23 protein-coding genes, 1 pseudogene and 1 riboswitch are annotated in these 21,731 nt (G+C 70.5%); of the genes and pseudogenes, 13 read left to right on the top strand and 11 right to left on the bottom strand.

Annotated elements, in window-relative coordinates; genetic code table 11:
- The first annotated feature begins 245 nt into the window (after positions 1-245).
- The 3 genes from OOJ98_RS30505 (at position 246) to OOJ98_RS30495 (ending at position 3,931) form a co-directional block, all read left to right on the top strand.
- Complete coding sequence (locus OOJ98_RS30505) at positions 246-1,397, top strand: LacI family DNA-binding transcriptional regulator (RefSeq protein WP_267058358.1); 1,152 nt, start codon at positions 246-248, stop codon at positions 1,395-1,397.
- A 243-nt stretch (positions 1,398-1,640) separates the two neighbouring features.
- On the top strand, positions 1,641-2,918 hold the full coding sequence (locus OOJ98_RS30500) for a metallophosphoesterase (protein WP_267058719.1): 1,278 nt from the start codon (positions 1,641-1,643) through the stop codon (positions 2,916-2,918).
- A gap of 173 nt (positions 2,919-3,091) precedes the next feature.
- On the top strand, positions 3,092-3,931 hold the full coding sequence (locus OOJ98_RS30495; RefSeq protein WP_267058357.1) for a hypothetical protein: 840 nt from the start codon (positions 3,092-3,094) through the stop codon (positions 3,929-3,931).
- A gap of 65 nt (positions 3,932-3,996) precedes the next feature.
- Here OOJ98_RS30495 and thiC read toward each other — a convergent pair whose 3' ends face one another.
- Positions 3,997-5,775 (bottom strand): phosphomethylpyrimidine synthase ThiC, encoded by a 1,779-nt coding sequence (thiC, locus tag OOJ98_RS30490; protein WP_267058356.1) that lies wholly within the window; start codon positions 5,773-5,775, stop codon positions 3,997-3,999.
- Positions 5,768-5,902: riboswitch (TPP riboswitch) on the bottom strand. Its footprint overlaps the gene before it by 8 nt.
- 71 nt (positions 5,903-5,973) lie before the next feature.
- Between thiC and OOJ98_RS30485 the strand changes: the two genes are divergently transcribed.
- Complete coding sequence (locus tag OOJ98_RS30485; protein ID WP_267058355.1) at positions 5,974-7,320, top strand: YibE/F family protein; 1,347 nt, start codon at positions 5,974-5,976, stop codon at positions 7,318-7,320.
- A gap of 4 nt (positions 7,321-7,324) precedes the next feature.
- On the opposite strand, the gene OOJ98_RS30480 is transcribed toward OOJ98_RS30485, so the two are convergent.
- The 4 genes from OOJ98_RS30480 to OOJ98_RS30465 all read right to left on the bottom strand — a co-directional run bounded on the left by OOJ98_RS30480 (position 7,325) and on the right by OOJ98_RS30465 (position 9,604).
- Positions 7,325-7,759 (bottom strand): SsgA family sporulation/cell division regulator, encoded by a 435-nt coding sequence (locus tag OOJ98_RS30480; RefSeq protein ID WP_267058718.1) that lies wholly within the window; start codon positions 7,757-7,759, stop codon positions 7,325-7,327.
- Positions 7,760-7,860: 101 nt separating this feature from the next.
- On the bottom strand, positions 7,861-8,631 hold the full coding sequence (locus OOJ98_RS30475; protein WP_267058354.1) for an IclR family transcriptional regulator: 771 nt from the start codon (positions 8,629-8,631) through the stop codon (positions 7,861-7,863).
- Between the two features lie 286 nt (positions 8,632-8,917).
- Positions 8,918-9,136: a DUF5326 family protein gene (locus tag OOJ98_RS30470; RefSeq protein ID WP_267058353.1), complete on the bottom strand. Its 219-nt coding sequence runs from the start codon at positions 9,134-9,136 to the stop codon at positions 8,918-8,920.
- Between the two features lie 150 nt (positions 9,137-9,286).
- Positions 9,287-9,604 (bottom strand): cupin domain-containing protein, encoded by a 318-nt coding sequence (locus tag OOJ98_RS30465; RefSeq protein WP_267058717.1) that lies wholly within the window; start codon positions 9,602-9,604, stop codon positions 9,287-9,289.
- 50 nt (positions 9,605-9,654) lie between these two features.
- On the opposite strand from OOJ98_RS30465, the gene OOJ98_RS30460 reads away from it, so the two are divergent.
- From OOJ98_RS30460 to OOJ98_RS30445, 4 genes are all read left to right on the top strand, one after another.
- Positions 9,655-10,035, top strand: coding sequence for a phage holin family protein (locus OOJ98_RS30460; protein ID WP_267058352.1), 381 nt, complete (start codon positions 9,655-9,657; stop codon positions 10,033-10,035).
- Positions 10,036-10,114: 79 nt separating this feature from the next.
- Positions 10,115-11,242, top strand: a complete 1,128-nt coding sequence (locus OOJ98_RS30455; protein WP_267058351.1) for a cystathionine gamma-lyase — start codon at positions 10,115-10,117, stop codon at positions 11,240-11,242.
- A gap of 226 nt (positions 11,243-11,468) precedes the next feature.
- Entirely contained in the window at positions 11,469-12,365 is an 897-nt protein-coding gene (locus OOJ98_RS30450; RefSeq protein ID WP_267058350.1) for a LysR family transcriptional regulator, read from the top strand.
- Positions 12,366-12,424: 59 nt separating this feature from the next.
- Positions 12,425-12,907, top strand: coding sequence for an NUDIX domain-containing protein (locus OOJ98_RS30445; RefSeq protein ID WP_267058349.1), 483 nt, complete (start codon positions 12,425-12,427; stop codon positions 12,905-12,907).
- 9 nt (positions 12,908-12,916) lie between these two features.
- Here the strand turns inward: OOJ98_RS30445 and OOJ98_RS30440 are convergent.
- Positions 12,917-13,042 (bottom strand): annotated as a pseudogene (locus tag OOJ98_RS30440) (hydrolase); the annotation flags it as partial.
- Positions 13,043-13,188: 146 nt separating this feature from the next.
- Here OOJ98_RS30440 and OOJ98_RS30435 point away from each other — a divergent pair.
- Together OOJ98_RS30435 and OOJ98_RS30430 are read left to right on the top strand one after the other, a co-directional pair.
- Positions 13,189-13,710, top strand: coding sequence for a DUF2269 domain-containing protein (locus OOJ98_RS30435; RefSeq protein ID WP_267058348.1), 522 nt, complete (start codon positions 13,189-13,191; stop codon positions 13,708-13,710).
- Positions 13,711-13,715: 5 nt separating this feature from the next.
- Positions 13,716-14,570 carry a GNAT family N-acetyltransferase gene (locus tag OOJ98_RS30430; RefSeq protein WP_267058347.1) on the top strand — a complete coding sequence of 285 codons (855 nt, stop codon included), beginning with the start codon at positions 13,716-13,718 and terminating at the stop codon, positions 14,568-14,570.
- Between the two features lie 85 nt (positions 14,571-14,655).
- Here OOJ98_RS30430 and OOJ98_RS30425 read toward each other — a convergent pair whose 3' ends face one another.
- Together OOJ98_RS30425 and OOJ98_RS30420 are read right to left on the bottom strand one after the other, a co-directional pair.
- A complete protein-coding gene (locus OOJ98_RS30425; protein ID WP_267058346.1) occupies positions 14,656-15,087 on the bottom strand; it encodes a heme-binding protein in 432 nt (143 codons plus the stop codon).
- A 35-nt stretch (positions 15,088-15,122) separates the two neighbouring features.
- Positions 15,123-16,334 carry an MFS transporter gene (locus tag OOJ98_RS30420; RefSeq protein WP_267058345.1) on the bottom strand — a complete coding sequence of 404 codons (1,212 nt, stop codon included), beginning with the start codon at positions 16,332-16,334 and terminating at the stop codon, positions 15,123-15,125.
- 137 nt (positions 16,335-16,471) lie between these two features.
- Between OOJ98_RS30420 and OOJ98_RS30415 the strand changes: the two genes are divergently transcribed.
- Positions 16,472-16,930 (top strand): MarR family winged helix-turn-helix transcriptional regulator, encoded by a 459-nt coding sequence (locus OOJ98_RS30415; protein WP_267058344.1) that lies wholly within the window; start codon positions 16,472-16,474, stop codon positions 16,928-16,930.
- An 85-nt stretch (positions 16,931-17,015) separates the two neighbouring features.
- Positions 17,016-17,468, top strand: coding sequence for a GNAT family N-acetyltransferase (locus tag OOJ98_RS30410; protein ID WP_267058343.1), 453 nt, complete (start codon positions 17,016-17,018; stop codon positions 17,466-17,468).
- Between the two features lie 95 nt (positions 17,469-17,563).
- Here the strand turns inward: OOJ98_RS30410 and OOJ98_RS30405 are convergent, their stop codons facing one another.
- Entirely contained in the window at positions 17,564-18,967 is a 1,404-nt protein-coding gene (locus OOJ98_RS30405; RefSeq protein WP_267058342.1) for a serine hydrolase, read from the bottom strand.
- Between the two features lie 125 nt (positions 18,968-19,092).
- On the opposite strand from OOJ98_RS30405, the gene OOJ98_RS30400 reads away from it, so the two are divergent.
- The gene (locus OOJ98_RS30400) at positions 19,093-19,860 is read left to right on the top strand and encodes a dienelactone hydrolase family protein (RefSeq protein WP_267058341.1); all 768 of its coding nucleotides are present in this window, start codon (positions 19,093-19,095) and stop codon (positions 19,858-19,860) included.
- Between the two features lie 73 nt (positions 19,861-19,933).
- Here the strand turns inward: OOJ98_RS30400 and OOJ98_RS30395 are convergent, their stop codons facing one another.
- Together OOJ98_RS30395 and OOJ98_RS30390 are read right to left on the bottom strand one after the other, a co-directional pair.
- Positions 19,934-20,887: an NmrA family NAD(P)-binding protein gene (locus OOJ98_RS30395; protein WP_267058340.1), complete on the bottom strand. Its 954-nt coding sequence runs from the start codon at positions 20,885-20,887 to the stop codon at positions 19,934-19,936.
- Positions 20,884-21,708, bottom strand: a complete 825-nt coding sequence (locus tag OOJ98_RS30390) for a polysaccharide deacetylase family protein (protein WP_267058339.1) — start codon at positions 21,706-21,708, stop codon at positions 20,884-20,886. Before OOJ98_RS30390 ends, OOJ98_RS30395 begins: the two co-directional genes overlap by 4 nt.
- Between the last annotated feature and the right edge of the window lie 23 nt (positions 21,709-21,731).

Genomic DNA, 21,731 nt, shown 5'->3' with positions numbered 1-21,731 from the left:
CCTGGCGCGCGCCGGTGGCCCGCGCCCTGGCGCGCGTCACCCGTGAAGGTGAGTTGAGACCTCTTCGAGACCTCGGGCAGTTGGCAGCCGCCCGGGGGTCGACAAGCGCCACCACAACGCCTGACCCTCGAACTCCCTTGCATATCAAGGTCATTGACTGTTTACGATCATGCAGAAACGTGCCTGTCAACGCGTGCATATGCACCCGGGCCAACCGCCCGTCATCGCCCTACTATCGGCTCGCCATGACAGCAGCAGGGAAGCACCAGGTGAGCCGGTCGACCGGTCGCCGGCTGGGGCGGGCGGGCATTCGGGACGTGGCCGCCGCCGCCGGTGTCTCCATCACGACCGTCTCAGACGCGCTCAACGGCAAGGGCCGGCTCCCCGACGCCACCCGCCGCCACGTCCGCGAGGTCGCAGACCGGCTGGGCTACCGCCCATCCGCAGCGGCCCGCACGCTCCGTACCGGCAAGTCCGGCCTCATCGGCCTGACCGTGACGACCTACGGGGATGAACCTTTCACCTTCACCGAATTCGCCTACTTCGCCGAAATGGCGAGAGCCGCGACCTCCGCCGCGCTGGCCCGCGGCTACGCCCTCGTCATCCTTCCCGCCACCTCACGCCGCAGCCCCGCGGACGTCTGGTCGAACGTCGCCCTCGACGGCACCGTCGTCATCGACCCCTCCGACCAGGACCCCGTGGTCACCGAACTCGTACGCCAGGGCCTTCCCGTCGTCTCCGACGGCCGCCCGGCGGGCAGCCTGCCCGTCACGGCGTGGGTGGACAACGACCACGAGGCCGCCGTCCTCGACCTGCTCGACCATCTCGCCGCCGCCGGCGCCCGCCGGATCGGACTGCTCACCGGAACCACCACCGACACCTACACCCGCCTGTCCACCGAGGCCTATCTGACCTGGTGCGGACGGGTCGGCCAGGACCCGGTGTACGAGTCCTACCCGGCCCACGACCCCTGTGCGGGCGCCGTCGCAGCCGACCGGCTGCTCGCCCGCCCGGACCGGCCCGACGCCGTCTACGGACTCTTCGACCCCAACGGCACCGACCTGCTCGCGGCCGCCCGGCGCTACGGGCTGCGCGTACCGGAGGACCTCCTCCTGGTGTGCTGCAGCGAATCCACCGTCTACGCCACGACCGAACCGCCCATCACCACGCTCTCGCTCAAACCGCGGCGCATCGGCACGGCCGTCGTCCAGCTCCTCATCGACGCGATCGAAGGGATCGACAACGGACACCCCATCGAGCAGGTGATACCGACCGAACTGATCGTGCGGACGTCCTCCCAACGCCGTCCGCCGCGCACCACGGTCAGCCCGCCGCGCTCGCCCGCGACGGGTCAGCCCGGCCCGTCCGGTCAGCCGGGTCAGCCCGGTCAGAACTGAGGGAGATCCGGCCGGGTGACACCACCCGGCCGGGTGGCGGGCGACCCCGGGTCGTCGGAAGGGCGAAGATCAGCCGGGATCGGACCGCCACATTGGGGACATAACCACCCGCGAACCCTGCTCGCACCCGGATTGACCACCCCTGGTGCGTCACACAGCATGAGGCGCATTCCTATGATGGGCGCACGACACCACGGATCCCCGCCCGACCTGGCGGGTCCCACGGTGTACGGCGGCGCGACGGTGGTGGAGGGGTCGATGACTCAGGGGGCCGGTCAGGGACCCGTGCGGACGGAGACGTTGCGTGACTTCCGGGTGCCGCCGTACGCACAACAGAACCCCGTGCCACCACCCGGGGAACAGGGCGCCTGGCCGCCCCCGCCCGCCCCGGAGCTCCACCAGGAGCCGACGGGGGAGCTCTCCTCCATGGAGCCCGCCACGGAACCTCACCCCATGCCGGTGGCACCGGAGTTCGGTCAAGAGCCCCCGGCCCCGGAGTTCCGCGCGGAGCCCCCGGTGACGCAGCCCGAGGCGCCCGCGCCCCAGGCGCCCGGCCCGGCGCCCGGCGCAACCCCCTATCCGGGCGATGAGCCGCCCGAGGGATACACGCCGACCGCCCGTGACCTCCCGATCATCAACCGGGGGGACACCGTCCAGGTGCCCGTGGTCGAGCAGCCCGCCCCCGCGCAGGCACCCGACGGCCCCGGCCCGCTGTACGTCGTCGGTGACGTCCACGGCTACCTCGACGAACTCCTGGCCGCCCTGCGCGCACAGGGCCTCATCAACGAATCCGGCAACTGGAGCGCCGGTACCGCGCGCCTGTGGTTCCTCGGCGACTTCACCGACCGCGGCCCCGACGGCATCGGCGTCATCGACCTGGTCATGCGGCTCTCCGCCGAGGCCGCGGCCGCCGGCGGCTACTGCAAGGCCCTCATGGGCAACCACGAGCTGCTGCTCATCGGCGCCAAGCGGTTCGCCGACACCCCCGTCAACTCCGGTGCGGGCACCGCCACGTTCCAGGCCGCCTGGCTCCTCAACGGCGGCCAGAAGGCCGACATGGACCGGCTCCAGGACGTACACCTCCAGTGGATGTCCCGGCTCGACGCCATCGAGCAGGAGGACGACCACCTGCTGATGCACTCCGACACGACCGCCTATCTGGATTACGGCGACTCCATCGAGGCGGTCAACGACACCGTCCACGCCATCCTCAACCGCAATGACGCCGACGAGTGCTGGGACCTGTTCCGCAAGCTCACCAAGCGGTTCGCGTTCCGCGACGGTACGGGCCCCGAGGCCGCGCGCGAGCTGCTCGCGGCATACGGCGGGCAGCGCGTGGTGCACGGCCACAGCCCGATCCCGTATCTCCTCGGCGAGGTGGGTACCGAGGACGGCGAGGAGGACTCGCGCCCCGTCGTCGAGGGCCCGCACCTGTACGCCGACGGTCTGGCCATCGCCATGGACGGCGGCGTGACCATGGCCGGAAAACTGCTGGTCCAGCAGCTCCCGCTGCATGGCTGAGGGGTGACCGGGAAGGCCTTCCGCAAAGCGCCGGGTATGCCATTTCCGGAAACACCCTGTCACCCCGTGCCGTAGCGGCTCTACCATCGGGTTATCCGTAGCAGGCTCTCCTCCGTTTCCGCCCAACTGCCCGTTCACCAGGCGGGCTTCCCGGCCCTACGGAGCATCGGGGGATGCACATGAACAGCGCTCCGCACCTGCTTCCCGAGGACCGCCAGGAGTTCGAGCGGATCCTCGACGAGGCGCTGCGCACCGCGCACGAACGGCCCGGTCTCTCCGCCATCGGCGAGCGTCTCAACGCCGTGCAGCTGCGCACCATGGTGCTGGCCGCCGGCACCTTCGTCACCGAGCGGGCGGCCCCGGAGTACGACCACTACGTCAGAACACGCCAAGCCCTGAAGGCCTCCGGCGACACCGCCGCGCACGACTCGGCCCTGCTGCCCCCGGACGGGGCGTCGCTGGAGCCCCTGGGCGCTGGTGTCGGCGCCGTCGTCACGGTGCTGGCCCCGGTTCTTGCCGGGACCGCGGCCGCGATCTTCCTGCTGGTCGGTTACATCCTGAAGATGCTGAAGCCGGTGCCCGCCTTCGCCGACACCATGGTGACGGCCGGCTGGTTCTTCGGCGCGCTGACCGCCGCCGCGATCCTCGCCGCCGCCGTCGGCCTCCTGATCACCGCGGTGCGCAACGGCGCGACGCAGGTCGTGGCCGTCGACGAGGACGGCGAGGCGGACGCACCCGACGAACACGTCCAGGAACTCTCCCGTGCCCGCGAGGCGTGGCGCCACGCCCTGTTGGAGCGCGGCATCTACCCGTTCCTGCGCGACGCGCTCGCCGACCCGAGCGTCGACCCCGCGACCCCGGCACGCCGCCCGACGGGCCGCATCCCCTCCCTCGGCTACGACCGTCCGGGCTTCGGCAGTCCCGACGAGGGCGAATCCTCGGGCCACCCCAGTTTCACCAGCCCGGACTTCACCAGCCCCGACTTCGGCGGCCCCGAACACCAGCCGGACTGAGGACATCGGCGGGGCGCTGTCCCGGAGGCCGCCGGCTCCCGGGACAGCGCGCGCCAGGCATCGCCTCAGTCGGCGATCGGCAGATAGACCCGGTTGCCCGCGTCGGCGAACTCCTTGGACTTCTCCGCCATCCCCGCTTCGATCTCGTCCGCCTTCAGATCGCCGCCGTGCTCGCGCCTGATGTCCTGGGAGATCTTCATCGAGCAGAACTTCGGGCCGCACATCGAGCAGAAGTGCGCGGTCTTGGCCGGCTCCGCGGGCAGCGTCTCGTCGTGGAACTCCCGGGCGGTGTCCGGGTCGAGGGCCAGGTTGAACTGGTCCTCCCAGCGGAACTCGAACCGGGCGTCCGAGAGCGCGTCGTCCCACTCCTGCGCGCCGGGGTGCCCCTTGGCCAGGTCCGCCGCGTGTGCGGCGATCTTGTACGTGATGACGCCGGTCTTCACGTCATCGCGGTTGGGCAGGCCGAGGTGCTCCTTGGGCGTGACGTAGCAGAGCATCGCGGTGCCCCACCAGGCGATCATCGCCGCACCGATGCCGGAGGTGATGTGGTCGTAGGCGGGCGCCACATCGGTGGTCAGCGGCCCCAGGGTGTAGAACGGGGCCTCCTCACAGATCTCCTGCTGGAGGTCGATGTTCTCCTTGATCTTGTGCATCGGGACGTGTCCCGGGCCCTCGATCATCGTCTGTACGTTGTGACGCTTGGCGATCGTGTTGAGTTCCCCGAGCGTGCGGAGCTCCGCGAACTGCGCCTCGTCGTTGGCGTCCGCGATGGAGCCGGGGCGCAGGCCGTCGCCGAGCGAGTACGTCACGTCGTAGGACGCGAGGATCTCGCACAGCTCCTCGAAGTTCTCGTACAGGAACGACTCCTTGTGGTGCGCCAGGCACCAGGCCGCCATGATCGAGCCGCCGCGCGAGACGATGCCGGTCTTGCGGCGGGCGGTCAGTGGCACGTACCGCAGCAGGACACCCGCGTGGACCGTCATGTAGTCGACGCCCTGCTCGGCCTGCTCGATGACGGTGTCCTTGTAGATCTCCCAGGTCAGGTCCTCGGCGCGGCCGTCGACCTTCTCCAGGGCCTGGTACAGCGGCACCGTGCCGATCGGGACGGGCGAGTTGCGCAGCACCCACTCACGGGTGGTGTGGATGTTGCGGCCCGTGGAGAGGTCCATGACCGTGTCGGCGCCCCACTTGGTGGCCCAGGTCATCTTGTCGACCTCCTCCTCAATGGAGGAGGTGACGGCGGAGTTCCCGATGTTGGCGTTGACCTTCACCAGGAACCGCTTGCCGATGATCATCGGCTCGATCTCGGGGTGGTTGATGTTGGCGGGCAGCACCGCGCGACCCGCCGCGATCTCCTCCCGCACGACCTCGGGGGAGACGTTCTCGCGGATCGCGACGTACTCCATCTCCGGGGTGATCTCGCCGCGCCGCGCGTAGGCGAGCTGGCTGACGGCCTGGCCGCCGCGACCTCGGCGGGGCTGGCGCGGACGGCCGGGGAAGACCGCGTCGAGGTTCTTCAGGCCCCCGCGCGGCGAGGTGTGCTTGATGCCGTCGTCCTCGGGACGGACCGGACGCCCGGCGTACTCCTCGGTGTCGCCGCGCCCGATGATCCAGTTCTCGCGGAGCGGGGCGAGGCCGCGCCGGACGTCCGTGTCGATGGTGGGATCGGTGTACGGCCCCGACGTGTCGTACAGCGTCACGGCCTTGCCGTTGGTGAGGTGCACCTGGCGGACCGGCACCTTGAGGTCGGGGCGCGATCCCTCGATGTACCCCTTGTGCCAGCCGATGGACTTCCCGCTCTCCTCAGAGCTGGAGGCAGGCGTGCTTGTGTCCTGAACGGTCATGAGACCTACTCCCTACGCCGGCATTACCCGGTAACAGGTTCGGCGGTCGGCGCAGCCTCTTCCGTACGGTTCGTACGGTATTCAGCGCCCTCTCAGCCCGGTGCTCCGAGCTCCCGCGTGTGCAAAGGTGTCACCACGCTAGCGTCCTCACTGGCGCGCTGAACAGAGGGCCCCCTCTGTTCTTGCGATGATCGGGCGGTGACCTCACCAGAACCGCACCCACCGCACCCTTCCGGCGGATCCGGCCACGGACACGGCCACTCGCACAGCCACGGGCCCGCCGCACCCGTGTCGAAGCACCTCCGCAAGGTCATCGCCGCGGTGCTGATTCCCTTCTCCACAGCGGTACTTGTGGGCCTTGTGGTCCTCTGGCCCGGGGGCGCCCCGCCGCACCAGCGGACCGGCGTCGGCTTCGACCGCCAGACCCAGCAAGCCAAAGTCGTAAAAGTGGACAAGGTGGACTGCAAATCGGTCAACGCCGGTCAAGCTCCATCGAACGGCGACACCTCCACCGCCGAGAGCCAGTCGGCGCGGGAAGCACCCCCGAGGTGGTGCGGCAAGGCCACCGTCGAGGTCACCTCGGGCAAGGAGAAGGGCCGCACCTTCACCGAGATCGTCCAGCCCGACTCGCCCCGCCAACTGCACGCGGGCCAGGACGTGATCGTCTCGTACGCCCCCGACGCCCCGCACGACCTGCAGTATTCGGTGACCGACGTGAACCGGCGCCTTCCGATGGCTCTGCTGGCGGGGATCTTCGCGCTCGCGGTCGTGCTCGTGGGCCGGCTGCGCGGGGTGATGGCACTGGTGGCGCTGGTGGTCTCGTTCGCCGTGCTGACCCTGTTCATCCTTCCGGCGGTGTTGCAGGGCTCCAATCCGCTGCTTGTGGCGGTGGTCGGCGCGAGCGCCATCATGCTGATCGCGCTCTACATGTGCCACGGACTGTCCGCGCGCACCTCCGTCGCCGTCCTCGGCACCCTCGTCTCCTTGATGCTGATCGGGGTGCTCGGTTCGCTCTTCATCGGCTGGGCCGCCCTCACCGGCAACACCGACGACAACACCGGCCTCATCCACGGCCTCTACCCGAACATCGACATGTCCGGCCTGCTGCTCGCCGGCGTCATCATCGGCTCGCTCGGGGTGCTCGACGACGTGACCGTCACCCAGACCTCGGCGGTCTGGGAGCTGCACGAGGCGAACCCGACGATGGGCCCGCGCGGCCTGTACCGGGCGGGCATCCGCATCGGCCGCGACCACATCGCGTCGGTGGTCAACACGCTGGTGCTCGCCTACGCGGGTGCCGCGCTGCCCCTTTTGCTGCTGTTCTCGATCGCGCAGAGCAGCGTGGGCACGGTGGCCAACAGTGAGCTGGTGGCGGAGGAGATCGTCCGCACCCTGGTCGGATCGATCGGCCTCGTCGCCTCGGTGCCGCTGACCACGGCGCTGGCCGCCCTCGTGGTCTCCGCCGACCGGCCGGCCCCGGGTGGCCGCACGGCGCCGCGGCTGGGCGCCAAGCGCGGCTCCGGCGGCCATCGCCGCAAGAAGTAGCGGGTCAGCCGGCGTTCTCCTCCGCCAGGATCCGCCCGAGCGCGTCCTCCAGGTGCTCGTCGAAATCCCCCAGCGTCCACTCCTGGCCCAGGGGTACGAGCTTGTCGGTCCGGTCGAGGAAGGCCACCAGCGGGGCGGCGCCGGCGCGGAACAGGGCCCGGTCGGCGCCCACTTGCAGCCGGATGTGCACGTCGCAGAGCTCATCGGGTTCGCTGGGTTCGATCCGCACGTCGCCGTCGCCGGTCGGGCCGTTGATGCCGTCGAGCAGCAGTTCCCGCCCGAAGGCCCAGGTGACGGGCGCGTCGCCGGGGAGGTGGAAGGTCATGCGCACCGCGTAGGGGTCCGTCGCCTCGTACGTCAGCTCCACCGGGATCCGGAAGGAAAGCTCCTCGGAGACGAGGAAGCTCATCATCACTTCTGCCTGAACCGACTCACGCATCGTCACGTACCCCGCTTTAGCTGAAACCGGCCAGGAACAACCTCAGAGCCTTCTTGACGCCATCGTGCTGTACGTGCCAACAGATCACAAGGAGTGATATTTCAGATACTGATAGAGAACACCAGGGAGCTGAAGAGGGCACCGACCTCACCACGGAGCTGTTCGATCGCGGGCAGAAGGCGTTCTTGCTGGTGGAGGGGGACGGAGATGGCCATCGTCGCGGCGCTGGAGCCGGCCGTGATGGGGATCGCGGCGCAGACGGTACCCAGGGCGTACTCCTGCCGTTCGACCACCGGTTGCATACGCTCCGTAGTCGCGAGGCGCTCCGCCAGGGCCCAGCGGTCGCGCACGGTGTAGGGCGTGATCGCCTCCACCGGGTGCCGGTCCAGGTAGTCCTCGCGCGTCCGGTGGTCGAGCTGGCTCAGCAGGCACTGGCCGATCGCGTGGGCGTGCGCGGTCTCGCGGAAGTCGGCCCATTCCTCGACGGCGGGCGCGGTGGGGGTGTCGGCAACCCCGGCGATCTCGATCTCACCCTCGCGGTAGACGGCGAAGTAGACGGGCGCCCCGATCGTGTCCCGCCACCGGGCGAGTGAGTCGGCGATCTTGCTGCGACGATTCTGCAGCGCCCCGCCATGTGCCAGGCGCTCTGCTGCGGGGCCGAGGACGAACACCCCGCTCTCGCGCCGCAGATAGTCCTCATGGGTCAGGGTGCGCAGCAGGTGGTACGCCGTGGGGAGCGGCAGTCCGGCCTCACGCGCCAGTTGTTTGGCGGGGGCCCCGTCGGGGTGGGCGGCGACCGCTTCGAGAAGTCGCAGGGCTCGCTGGACCGAGCCGATCAGGGTAGGGACGGCGGCGTTCGAAGCCGTGGCCACAGGTCACCCCCAGGCGTACCGACGGGCGACGTGCCCGCCCGCGGGGGCCGCCCCCGCGCGGCTGCCGCGCCTCGGGGTGCGGCGGCACGGGCCGGTCGGGCCGGTGGTCGGGCGCGGTCGGGACCCGTGGTTCCCAGGGGGCGGCAGAGACTCGCCACTCTAATGGCCGAGGCTGTAGCGGAAGGCGGTTTGTCCAGGTCAATCCCCCGGCCGGGCTAATCCGCCGCGCGCCCGGACGGGGTCCGCCACGCGGGCCGGGGAGGCCGCGCCGGCGTGGCGGGCTCCGCTACCAGTCGCCGCGCGAGGAGGACAAGGACATGAACCGCCGCACCACGTAGATCAGACCGCCGACGAGAGCCACGAAGACCAGGAGCTTGAACAGCAGTCCGAACAGGAAGCCGACCACGCTCGCGATCAGACCGCCGAACACGACCAGGGCGATGACGGGCACGGCGACCCACTTCACCCACCAGGGCATCCCCGCGAATATCTCCCGTGCCGCCATCGTCCTTACCTCTTTCTGTCAGTTTTCGGTCTCCGCACGCATTCCGTGCTTTCGACACTCTCGATGCTAGAGGCGACAGGGTGCCGCGCGGGGCACTCACAGCCCTTGAACTCCCCTGACCGAACCCCTAGGGAGAGTCGGGGGCGGCCCTCAGCTCTCAGGCGGAGAGAAGACCACCAGAACCCTCAGGTCCTCGGTGATGTGGTGGAACTTGTGGGCCACTCCGGCCGGTACGTAGACCACGCTGCCGCGCGAGACCTGCGTCGTCTCCAGGCCCACGGTGATCGACGCCCGGCCGCTGGCCACGAAGTAGATCTCGTCCTGGGCATGTGGGGACTGCGGGTCGTGCGCGCCGGCGTCGAGGGCGTACAGCCCCGCCGACATGTTCCGCTCCCGCAGGAACTGCAGATACGCCCCGTCGTTGGCGGCGCGTTCCGCCTCCAACTCGTCGAGCCGGAAATCTTTCATCGCCATCCGCCCCTGCACTTGTGCCGATCACGTCTGCCACGATCGGACCCATGAAGAATTTTGTAGTCAAGACGATCGCCAACGCGGCTGCCCTGGCAGTAGCCATCTGGTTGGTGAAGAACATCACCCTGACCGGCGACAACACCGGCAAGAAGGCGCTGACGCTGGTTCTGGTGGCGCTGGTCTTCGGTGTGGTGAATTTCGTCGTGAAGCCCATCGTGAAGCTGCTGTCCTTCCCCCTGTTCATCCTCACGCTCGGCCTGATCACGCTGGTGATCAACGCCTTGATGCTGCTGTTGACCTCCTGGCTCGCCGACAAGCTGAACCTCAGCTTCCACGTCGAGGGCTTCTGGACCGCCGTGGTCGGCGCCCTGATCATCTCGATCGTGTCGTGGGCGATGCACATCGTCCTCCCCGACGACAACGACTGAGCCGACGACGACCGAGCGGTGGCCGCCCCCGGCCGGATCTTCCGGCCCGCCGCCATCCGCAGTGATTGGAGCACGACGTATGACAGGTGACGGCACGCGGTCCGTACGCGCCGGCCTTCCCGACCCGGTCGCCCACGAACCCACCCTGCCCGGTCCGGTGTTCGCCGCCCACTTCCACCTGCCCGGCGAGGCGACCGGGCCCTACACCTACGGCCGCGACACCAACCCGACGTGGACCCACCTGGAACGGGCCATCGCCGACCTCGAATCACCCGACGAGAGCGCCGAGGCGATCGTCTTCGCGTCCGGGATGGCGGCGATCTCAGCCGTGCTGCTCTCCCAGGCGCGCGCGGGCGACACCGTGGTCCTGCCGGACGACGGCTATCAGGCCCTGCCCCTGGTCCGTGAGCAGTTGGAGGCGTACGGCATCGAGGTGCGCACCGCGCCGACCGCCGACGACGCCCAACTGGCGCACCTCGACGGCGCCAGGCTGCTCTGGATCGAAACCCCGTCCAACCCCGGTCTCGACGTGTGCGACGTGCGCCGGCTCGCACGGGCCGCCCACGACGCCGGCACTCTGGTCGCGGTGGACAACACCCTGGCCACGCCGCTCGGGCAGCGCCCCCTCGATCTCGGCGCGGACTTCGCCGTCGCCAGCGGCACCAAGGGGCTGACCGGGCACGGCGATCTCCTGCTCGGCTACGTGGTGTGCCGCGACGCGGACCTCGCCGCTCGGGTACGCAAGTGGCGCAAGGTCGTCGGGGCGATCCCGGGGCCCATGGAGGCCTGGCTGGCCCACCGCTCCCTCGCGACCCTGCACCTGCGCGCCGACCGGCAGGCCGCGAACGCCCTGGCCCTCGCCGAGGCTCTGGCCGAACGAGCCGAGGTGACGGGCCTGCGCTACCCCGGTCTGCCCTCGGACCCCTCGTACCGTCTGGCCTGCGCGCAGATGCGGCGCTTCGGCTGTGTGGTCTCCTTCGACCTGCCCGACCGCGGCTTCGCCGAGCGGTTCCTCGATGCGCTGCGCCTGGTCGACGACGCGACCAGCTTCGGCAGTGTGCGCTCCACGGCGGAACGGCGCGGCCGCTGGGGCGGCGACGCGGTGGGGGAGGGCTTCATCCGCTTCTCGGTCGGCGCCGAGGACGCCCCGGACCTGATCGCGGACGTGGAGCGCGCCCTGGACGAGGCGGGCAAACAGCGCCCGTAGGGCCCTCGGCCCGGTCGCGGCCACCCCGGCCACGGAAGACGGACGGTCCGAGCCTCCCCCCTCGTGGCTCGGACCGTCCCGGTTCTCGCGCGCTGAGAACCACCTGGACAAGGCTAGTTGACTCTGCGTCAGTGTCCAATCACCCTAGCGACAGGGGCCTATCGACATATTTATAGTGGTGCCCGGCCGGGGGCGTCGTGAGGCAGTGCGGGACGGGAGGCGCGGCATGGACCTTGCCCTGCTGCGTACCTTCGTCACCGTGCACCGGGCCGGCTCCTTCACCCGGGCCGCGGCGCTGCTCGGGCTCTCACAGCCCGCGGTGACCGGCCAGATCCGCACGCTGGAGCGGCAGTTGGGCCGCCCGCTCTTTCTGCGTCAGGCGCGCGGTGTGACCCCCACGACCATCGGTGACGAGCTGGCCCAGCGGGCGGCGCCGCATCTGGACGCCCTCGTCGAGCTCACCGAGCCGGCCCTCGGTGAGGAACCGGGCTCGCGGACGGTGCACCTGGCCGGGCCGCCGGAGTTCACCGCCCTGCGCGCCCTGCCCGCGCTCACCCCGCTCATCCCCCACGGCCTCGCACTGCGCGCCTCCTTCGGCAGTGCCGAGGAGACCCTGGAAGGCCTGGCCGCCGGCCACCACGACCTGGCCATCGCCACGGCCCGGCCCCGCGGCGGGCTGCTGACCTCGACCCCGCTGTGCGACGAGGAGCACGTGCTGGTCGCCGGGGTGCGCTGGGCGGCACGGCTCGGGCCGGGCGCGGTGCGGCATGGCGGGCCTCGGGCGCTGGAGCCCATCCCGGTGGTGGAGGTCCATGAGTCGCTGCCGCTGGTGACGCGCTACTGGGCGTCCGTCTTCGACGCCAAGCCCGCCGCCGCCGGCACGGTGGTCGCCCCCGACCTGCGGGCGGTCCTGGCCGCGGTGACGGCCGGCGCGGGACTCGCGGTGCTGCCGCGCTATCTGTGCGAGACGGCGCTGGAACAAGGTGCGGTGGTGGCGCTGCTCGACCCGCCGGTGCCGCCCCTGCGGACCTATTTCCTCGCGGCGCGCACCGGCACACTCGGCCTCGCGCACATCGCGCGGGCGCAGGACTGGCTGCTGCGTGCCGCGGCCGACTGGGGCTGAGCGGCGGCGGGAAGGGCCCGAAGAGTTTCGCAGGGGTTCCTTCGGGCCACATTTCTCCCATGCCCGTACGTCCAGTGGTCAAGCGCACCGCCCGAGCCGTTCTGCTCGACGGCGACGACCTCATTCTGATCAAGCGGACCAAGCCCGGCATGGATCCGTACTGGGTCACTCCCGGCGGCGGGGTCGAGCCCGAGGACTCCACGGTCGTCGAGGCGCTCCACCGTGAAGTGCACGAGGAACTCGGCGCGAAGATCACCGACGTGGTGCCGTGCTTCGTCGACACCGTCGAACACATCGGCGCCGACGGGGGCGCGACCGGAGTGAAGGTGCAGCACTTCTTCGTCTGCCGCCTCGACTCCATGGACCCCTCACTGCGGCACGGCCCCGAGATCGAGGATCCGTGCGGCGAGTACGAGATCGTGCGCATCCCGTTCACGCGTGTCGGGATCGCCTCGGTGCACCTCGTCCCGCTCTCGCTCCGGCATTACCTGGACGGCAACATCGAGGGCGTGCGCGCGATGCACGCACCCGATCTCGGCTGACGCCCGTCATCACCGCGCGGAGCTGACCAGGGCGTAGGCCTCCCGCAGGTCTCCGCCCGTGTACGCGTGCGTGGCGATCCCGGCCAGGTGATGATCGGCGTTTCCCGCGACCGATACGGGTACCGCAGCGAAGAGGTGAAGTCTCGCCATGTACGCCGAGGCCAGTACGAGGGCTTACTCCCCCTGTCGGACGCCCTCCATGGCCTCTCGGCGGCACTCTGTTTCACGTGAAACACCCACCTCTTCCCCCGTCCCGTCGCCCGCGCCGCGCGCCGTTTCACGTGAAACATCTCCGTCGGCCCGCGCGCAGGGGCTGGCTGGTGGCCCACATAGCCGTCTCCGTGAGTTGGCTGGGCCTCACTCTCGGCTTGCTCGCCCTCGGCATCACGGCCTGCACGACGGACTCACCCGCCATGACCGAGGCCGCCTACCGCGCCATGAAGGTGTTCGGCGACTGGCTGGTGGTGCCCATTGCGCTGGTGTCCCTGGGAACCGGAGTGGTGCTGTCCCTGGGCACCCGGTGGGGACTGGCTCGTCATCACTGGGTCTGGGTCAAGTTCTGGCTGACCCTGGTGACGCTCTGCCTGTCGGCCTTTTCGCTGCGGCCCGAGATCAACGGCGCGGTCACTGCCGGCGTTCCCGACATCAGCCTGGTGGCCGCCCCGGTCGTCTCCTCCAGCGCCTACTTCTTCATGACCGCGGTCTCGGTGCTCAAGCCCTGGGGGCTGACCAGCCGGGGCAGGAAGCACCGTGCGCAGGAGCGGAAAGCGGTGGACGCGGCATCGGCGCGTCCGACAATCTGACCCTCATGCCCTCACCGCTCACCGAACTCCCCTTGCGCCGCCTCACCATCGAAGACCTCGTCGCCTGCGCCGACCTCTCCGAAGACAGGGGCTGGCCTCGCGAGGAGCACAAATGGGGGCTCCTCCTCACGGCGGGCACCGGGTACGGCGTCGACGCCCCAGACGGCAAGGGCCTGCTCACCGCCTGCGTCGTCACCTCGTACGGTCCGGGCCTGGCCGCCATCGGCATGGTCCTGGTGGCCGGCCGCTTCGCCCGGCAGGGAGTCGGGCGCCGCCTGATGAAGGACGTTCTGCGGGAGCTGCGGGGCACGCCGCTCACTCTCCATGCCACCCCGTACGGCCGCCCGTTGTACGAGGAGCTGGGGTTCGAGGCCGTCGGCCGCGCCGAGATGGTCACGGGCCACTTCCGCCCGTCCGGTCCGGCTCCCACGGTGTCCACGCGCCCCGCGACCGCCGACGACCTGCCCGCGATCCTCCGGCTCGACGCCGAGGTCTTCGGCGAGGACCGCACCCATCTGATCGCCCGGCTGCCGGCCTTCAGCGACCAGCTGCGGGTGGCGGAGGACTCGGCCGGCCTGACCGGCTTCGCGGCCGCCTGGCCCAACGTGACCACACACGTGGTGGGCCCGCTGATCGCCCGGGACACGGCGACGGCGAAGGCCCTCGTCGCCTCGCTCGCGGCCGGCACGGACCGCCCCCTGCGCACGGATGTGGATGTGCGCCACGAGGAGCTGCTCGACTGGCTGAAGGAGTCCGGCCTGGAGTCGGTCGCCTTCAACACGGTAATGGCGTCCGCCATCCCGGCTCTGCCCGGCGACTGGACGCGACGCTTCGCGCCCCTCACCGTGGCGGCCGGGTAACTCCCGCCGGGCCCGCATACCGGCGATGCTGCCTCCCCCATGTGCAGCACCGTGGACGGCACTTGGGGACGCACGCTCGCGACGGTCAGCGCCGAGCCAGGGCCTCCACGGCCGTGCTCGCGAACCCGTGGTCCTGATCGGGGGCTCCGCCACCGACGCCGATGGCGCCGATCAGCCGCCCGTCGCGGTGGACGGGGACGCCTCCCGCGATGAAGAGGAGCGGGCGGTCGAGGGCGGTCGGCAGGGTGTGGAAGAGGCCGCCCGGCTGGACCGCGTCCACCAGATCGGCGGTCGGGGCGTTCAACTGGAGCGCCGTGTACGCCTTGCGGGTGCTGGTCTCACCGGCGATGAGGACGGCCCGGTCGTCCCGGCGGAAGGCGAGCAGATGGCCGCCCGCGTCCAGGACGGTGACCGCGACGGTGACTCCAGCTGCCTCGGCGGCGGCGCGGGCCGCTTCGACGAGGGCTTCCGCGTCCTGGATGGTGAGCGGGGCTACGGCGATGGTGGGGGTGCTCATGCGGGATGACTCCTTGGACGTGCGGTGCGGTGTGTTCAGCGAGGAGAGGCGGTGGCCCGTACCGGCTCGGGCACGGATCCCGCGGTGATGCGGCTGTTCGTGTCCGTACGCCGCTCCAGGGCGCTGGAGACGAGGGCGAGCACGAGGGCGGAGGCGGCGAGTGCCGCGCCGACCCAGTTGGGGGCGGTGTAGCCGAGGCCCGCCGCGATGACGATGCCGCCGAGCCAGGCGGAGAGCGCGTTGCCGAGGTTGAAGGCGCCGATGTTCACGGCGGACGCGAGGGTGGGAGCGCCGGCTGCCTGGTCGAGCACCCGCTTCTGCAGCGGGGGCACGGTGGCGAAGCCCAGAGCGCCGATGAGGAAGATCATGACGGCGGAGGCAAGCTTGTCGTGGGCGGCCACGGTGAACAGCGCGAGGACCACGGCGAGCCCGGTGAGCGACACATAGAGCATCGGCATCAGAGCGCGGTCGGCGAAGCGGCCGCCGACGAGGTTTCCCGCGACCATGCCGAGGCCGAAGAGGACGAGCAGCCACGTGACCGAGGTGTCGGCGTAGCCGGCGACGCCCGTCATCATCGGCGTGATGTAGGTGATCGCCGCGAACACTCCGCCGAAGCCGAGCACGGTCATCGCCATGGCGAGCAGCACCTGGACGTTCCGGAACGCGGCGATCTCGTGCCGCAGCCGCACGCCCTCGGCCTTCGGCAGGTCGGGGACGAGCTTGGCCACTCCGACCAGGCCCAGCACGCCGAGCGCAGCGACGACGATGAAGGTCGCCCGCCAGCCGGCCTGCTGGCCGATGAGTGTGCCGGCCGGCACACCGACGACATTGGCGACGGTCAGACCCGTGAACATCATGGCGATCGCCCCCGCCTTCTTCTCCGGGGCAACCAGTTCGGCCGCGACGACCGAACCGATCCCGAAGAAGGCGCCGTGCGCCAGGGAGGCGACGATCCGGCCGGCCAGCATCAGCCCGAAGACGGGCGCGACCGCCGAGAGCACGTTGCCGACGATGAAGAGGCCCATCAGCAGCATCAGCATCCGCTTGCGGGAGATCTTCGTGCCCAGGATGGTCATCAGCGGGGCGCCGAGCGTCACGCCGACCGCATAGCCGCTGACCAGAAAACCGGCGGTGGGGATGGAGACACCGAAGGTTCCGGCGACCTCGGGGAGCAGCCCCATGATCACGAACTCTGTGGTGCCGATACCGAACGCCCCGATGGCGAGGGCTAGGAGCGCGAGTGGCATGGGATGACCTTCCAGGAGATTGCGTGAGCCCCTTACGAGCGTCCACAATAATTGCAGACGCTGGCTAATTGCAAACGCGGGCTATTGCGCACGTGGACTATCCTGAGGAGAAGCTGCTCCGGACGGAGGACACACGTATGACCGCGACGGATCCCGCACTCACCGCCCTCTCCCAGGGCTGGTGCGCGCTCTCCCTGCTGCACAGCAGGATCGATGCCCACATCGAGCGCGCCCTGCAGACGGGGCACGACCTCAGCGTGCGCGAGTATTCGCTGCTCGACGTCCTCAGCCGTCAGCACAACGGCCCCGGCGGCCACCTCCAGATGAAGCAGGTCGCCGACGCCGTCGTCCTCAGCCAGTCGGCCACGACGCGGCTCGTCACCCGGCTCGAAGACCGCGGCCTGCTGACCCGGTACCTCTGCGACACCGACCGGCGCGGCATCTACACCGACGTGACCGAGGCCGGCCTCGCCCTGCTCGCATCGGCCCGTCCCACCAACGACCGGGCCCTGCGCGAAGCCCTGGACGAAGCGGCGAAGAACGCCGAACTGGCTCCCCTGGTCCGCGCGGTCGAGGAACTGCACGTCGCCGCCTGAGCGACCCGGAGCGTGCCGGAACGACCCGGAGTACGCCGCAGCGACCGCGAGTACGCCGGAGTGACCCCGGAGTATCGTCCGGGCCATGAGTGATCTTGAAATCAGGCCTGCGACACCCGAGGACATCCCGGCGATCGTGGCGATGCTGGCGGATGACGCGCTGGGCGCCCAGCGCGAGTCGCCCGACGACCTCACGCCCTACCTCGCCGCCTTCGACCGGCTCGCGAGCGACCCGAACCAGCAGGTAGTGGTGGCCGACCGGGGCGGCGAGGTCGTCGGAACGCTCCAGCTCACCATCATCCCGGGCCTGTCCCGGCGCGGCACTACGCGCTCCATCATCGAGGGGGTACGGGTGCATGGCGCGGAGCGCGGCAGCGGCCTGGGCACCCAGCTCATCGAATGGGCCGTCGATGAGTCGAGGCGCCAGGGGTGCCGACTGGTCCAGCTGACCTCCGACGCCACCCGCACCGATGCCCACCGCTTCTATGAGCGGCTGGGTTTCGAGGCCTCCCACGTGGGATTCAAGAAGACCCTCTAGGCCCCGCGGCGGTCTCTGTTTCACGTGAAACAGAGACCGCCTCAGCCTGCGCTGGGTGTTTCACGTGGAACACCCAGCGCGTTTCACGTGAAACGTCAGACCCCCCGCCATCCATCGGGGTCCACACCGCCCGGCACCGCTGAAGCGTCGGGCCCGTAGGGCTCGCGGGTGAAGACGAACGACCCCAGGTCGAGATGGCTCACTGTTCCGTCCGGCCGCAGCACCACTCGGAGCGTCTCGCCCCGGTGGTAGCCGTCGAGGCCGATCCAGGTGTCATCGGCGACAGCCCGGAACCGGGAGGGCCGACCGCTGCCGCGCAGGGGCTCCAGCGCCATCCCCTGGTCCGCCGTGAGACGCAGCCCGTATACGTGGGTGCCCCAGTACCAGGGGCCGGTGAGCCCGAGGAGCCGCTCATCCACCTCGGGGAGGGGGCGCCAGGGCTCGGGGAGACGCGGCTCGGCCTCTGCCACGATCTGCACGAGCTCGGCCGCCAGCGTGCCGCACAGCGGGCCGGAGGTCGCGTTGGACAGCGCGACGGCTGCCACCCCGTCAGCCGCGCTCATCCACAGACCCGCGACGAATCCGGGCAACGACCCCGTGTGTCCGGCGAGTTCACGGCCCTTCGCACACGCCAGCTGCATGCCCAGCCCGTACCCGCCCTCCCAGCCGCCCGGCTCGGGCGCCACGGCCGGTGTACGCATCTCCGCCAACGATTCGGCGCGCAGGACCCGTTCGTCTCCCTCGATGAGGAAGACGGCGAAGCGGCAGAGGTCCCGTGCCGTCGACCACAGCTGGCCGGCGGGCGCCATCAGGCCCAGATCCTGGGACGGTTCGGGCAGCAGGACATCCGCCCACGGGTGCACGGCCCAGCCTCCCGCATGGGGATGCTCCGGCTGCGTACTCGTACGGTCGAGCCCCAACGGCTCCAGGACCTCCGCGCGCAGCGCTTCGTCCCAGGGCACGCCACGCACCGCTTCCACCAGGGAGCCGAGCAGGGCGTAGCCCGGGTTGGAGTAGTGGTGCAGCCGGCCCGCGGGGTGCAGTCGCGGCTGCCCGCCCAGCACGTCGGCGAGCTCGGGCCGCAGGTCCCCGGGCGTCCGCTCCCACCAGGGCGATGGCGCCTCGGCGGGCAACCCGGCTGTGTGAGAAAGGAGTTGGGCAATGGTCGCTCCGCCGGCCGACGTGCCGGGGAGGTGCTTCTCCAGCGGATCGGCCAGGTCGAGCAGCCCCTCGTCACGCAGCCGCATCACCAGCACGGCGGTGAACGTCTTGGTGATGGAGCCGACGCGGTACTGGACGTCGGCATCCGGGCCATGCCCGTCCACGGAGGTGCGTGACCCTGACCAGACCATCCGCCCGTCCCTCGCCACAGCCGCGACGAGGGAGGGGGCCCGGCCCTCGGACTGCGCGACCGCGATGCGATGGAGCAGGGCACGCTGTGTCGCGGGCAGCAGTTCTTCGAATGAGGACGGAGATGCGGCGGAGCTGGATGACGTCATGGGCAAGGTCTAGCCCGGCATCCCGCCGACGTCGAACCCATTTCGCCGGCACACCGGCGCAGACGTCTTCCGCCGGCCGTGAACAGGGCCACGCTCCACCCGCCCGGTCATTACCGTCCATCCGTATGACAGCGACGACGACAGCGGTTACGACGCGAACGGTGGAGTATCCGGCCGACGGCCTGACGATGGTGGGACACCTGGCGCTCCCGGCCGGCACCGGCCGAAGGCCGGCCGTCCTGGTCGGGCCCGAGGGCACCGGGCTCAACGACTTCCAGCGGCGCCGGGCGGACGCCCTGGCCGAACTCGGTTATGTGGCACTTGCCTTCGACATCCACGGCGGACGCTGGTTCACGGACCCCGAGGAGATGATGGCGCGCGCGATGCCTCTGCTCGCGGATCCCGAGCGGCTGCGGGACATCGGCCGGGCGGCACTCGACGTATTGCGTGCCGAAGCACGCACGGACCCCGACCGGATCGCCGCCATCGGGTATGGCACAGGAGGCGCCATTCTGCTCGAACTCGGCCGAGCCGGTGTCGAGTTCCGCGCGATCGGCACGGTCAACGCCCTGACCACAGGCCGTCCGGGCGAGGCGGCGCGCATCCGCTGTCCGGTCTGGGCAGGTGTCGGCTCGGAGGACCCGATCATGGCGCCCGCGCAGAGGGAGGCGTTCGCCGCTGAGATGCAGAGCGCGGGTGTCGACTGGCGCCTCACGGTCTACGGCGGCGCCCTGCACGCCTTCCACCACCCGCCGGTCGACCAAGCCGTGCGACCGGGCGTCGGCCACCACCCTCAGCACGCGCAACGCGCCTGGAACGACGTCGTGGCCCTGCTCAACGAGTGCGTACCGATCGACGATCCCGCCGACGAACCGAGCCCGCCGACACGATGACGGCGAGCGCGGGGAAGGCACGAGGGGCCCTGGGTCCCAGATGCCTCAACCCCACGGCAGCGCATCCAGGTGGTCATCCGTCCGTGCCGGCGGTGCCGTCCTGACCTGCCCATCCCGTGTGGTGCAGCCAGTCCTCGAAGGTCATCAAGCCGGGGTGCAGGCGGCGCAGGAGGCTGATGTCCCGGTCTCGGGAGTAGAGATCACGGTCGGCGAAGAACTGGAACATCGCCGCGTAGTCGTGGCCGAAGTCGGGGACGGTGGCGCACAGGTCGTCGTGCGACATCGGCGCGTACGTACTGGGGACACCCGTGACCCGAGCGAAGACCGCCGCGATCTCGTCGCCGGTGAGGCTGTCGCCGATCACCGCGAGGTCGCGGGAGCCCCAGGACTGCCAGTTGTCGAACATGTGGCAGGCGAACCGGGCGATGTCGTCCAGGGCGATGAGCGGGTAGCGGGCGGCGCCGAGGGGGAGCCGGAAGGTCAGGCCGCCGTGGCCGTCCGGCCCGGGGGCGAGCCGGTCCCGCAGGTTCTCGAAGTACGGCGCCGTGGTCAGTACCGAGACGTGGTCCGTGTACCAGCCGTCGGTCTCCTTGCGGAGCATCTCCTCCGACCGCATCAGACCGATGTGGGACGCGACCGCGCCCTTGCTGTCGAAGTGCGGGACGGGGCGGCCGGTCAGGGACACCGCGCTGTCCAGCGAGGACCAGATGAAACGGTCCACGCCGGCCCGTTCCGCGGCGGCCAGCAGGTGCAGCCCCTGCCGGTACTCACCGACGGCGCTGCCCGTGGCAAAGAAGTCGGTGTTGGCGAAGACGCGATCGGCCTGGCCGAGCAGGACGTCGAGATCCTCCGGGTCGGAGCGGACCAGCCGCACGCGGTCGGGGGCCGTGGCGGCGAGTTCGGTGGCGTGGGCGGACTCCGGGTGGCGGGTGGGGACGGCGAGGGTGGCATCGGTGGTGGCCAGCAGGTGCTGGACCACACGGCTGCCCATGGCGCCGGTTCCGCCGACCACGAGCACGCGGGTCATCGCGTTCCTCCCCGGTGCGCCAGGAGGTGTTCGGCGACTTGGGCGTGGGTGGCGACCCAGACGTCGTCGGACGCCCGTAGGTCGTCGAGGACCTGGCCGATCATGCCCGCGAGGAGCGGCCGGCCCCCGACATGCGCGTGGACGGTCAGGCGGAACACCCCCGGGCCGGGGGCGTCGAGCGCCTGGTTCAGCAGTTCGCGGTGCAGGTCGCGGTAGGCGTACGGGCCGGCCGCCGCGTCGCGGACGTCGGAATGGTCGCTGTGCATGAGGGAGACCAGGGGGCCGTGGGCGGTGGACAGGATCTGCGGGAAATCGTGGTCGCAGTGGTCGCCGGTCCAGCGGTAGCCGGCCTCGGCGAGCAGGTCGGCCGTGTGGTGCGAACCGGTGGCCCGCGGGCTCATCCACCCCGTCGGGCGAACGCCGGTGACGCCGTGGAGAACGTCGGTGCAGCGACGGATATTGGTCCGCTCGGCGTCGGCATCGAGCATCCCGGGCACCACGTCCTGGGCCCAGGAGTGCGCGGCGATCTCGTGCCCCGCCTCGTGCACGGCCACGACGGTCCCGGGGTGCAGCTCGGCCACCAGTCCGTTGACGCCGACGGTGGCGGGCAGGTCACCGAGGAGGTCGAGCAGCCGGCGCATGCCGGTGGTGACGCCGTACTTCGCCCATGACGTGCTGTGCGTGTCGTCGACGCCGGGCATCGGCCATGCCGCGGCCATCGGCGCGTAGGCGGGCCAGTGGCCCGGCGACCACAGCTCCAGCGCGACGGTGACGAGGGCGACGACCTTGCGCCCGCCCGGCCAGTCGGTCCCAGCTCTCATTCGCTTCCCCTTCTCGGCAGCTT

Origin of the sequence: Streptomyces sp. NBC_00083 (genome assembly GCF_026343295.1) — a bacterium.
Classification (GTDB): domain Bacteria; phylum Actinomycetota; class Actinomycetes; order Streptomycetales; family Streptomycetaceae; genus Streptomyces.
This window is presented reverse-complemented; position numbering and strand designations above follow the sequence as displayed.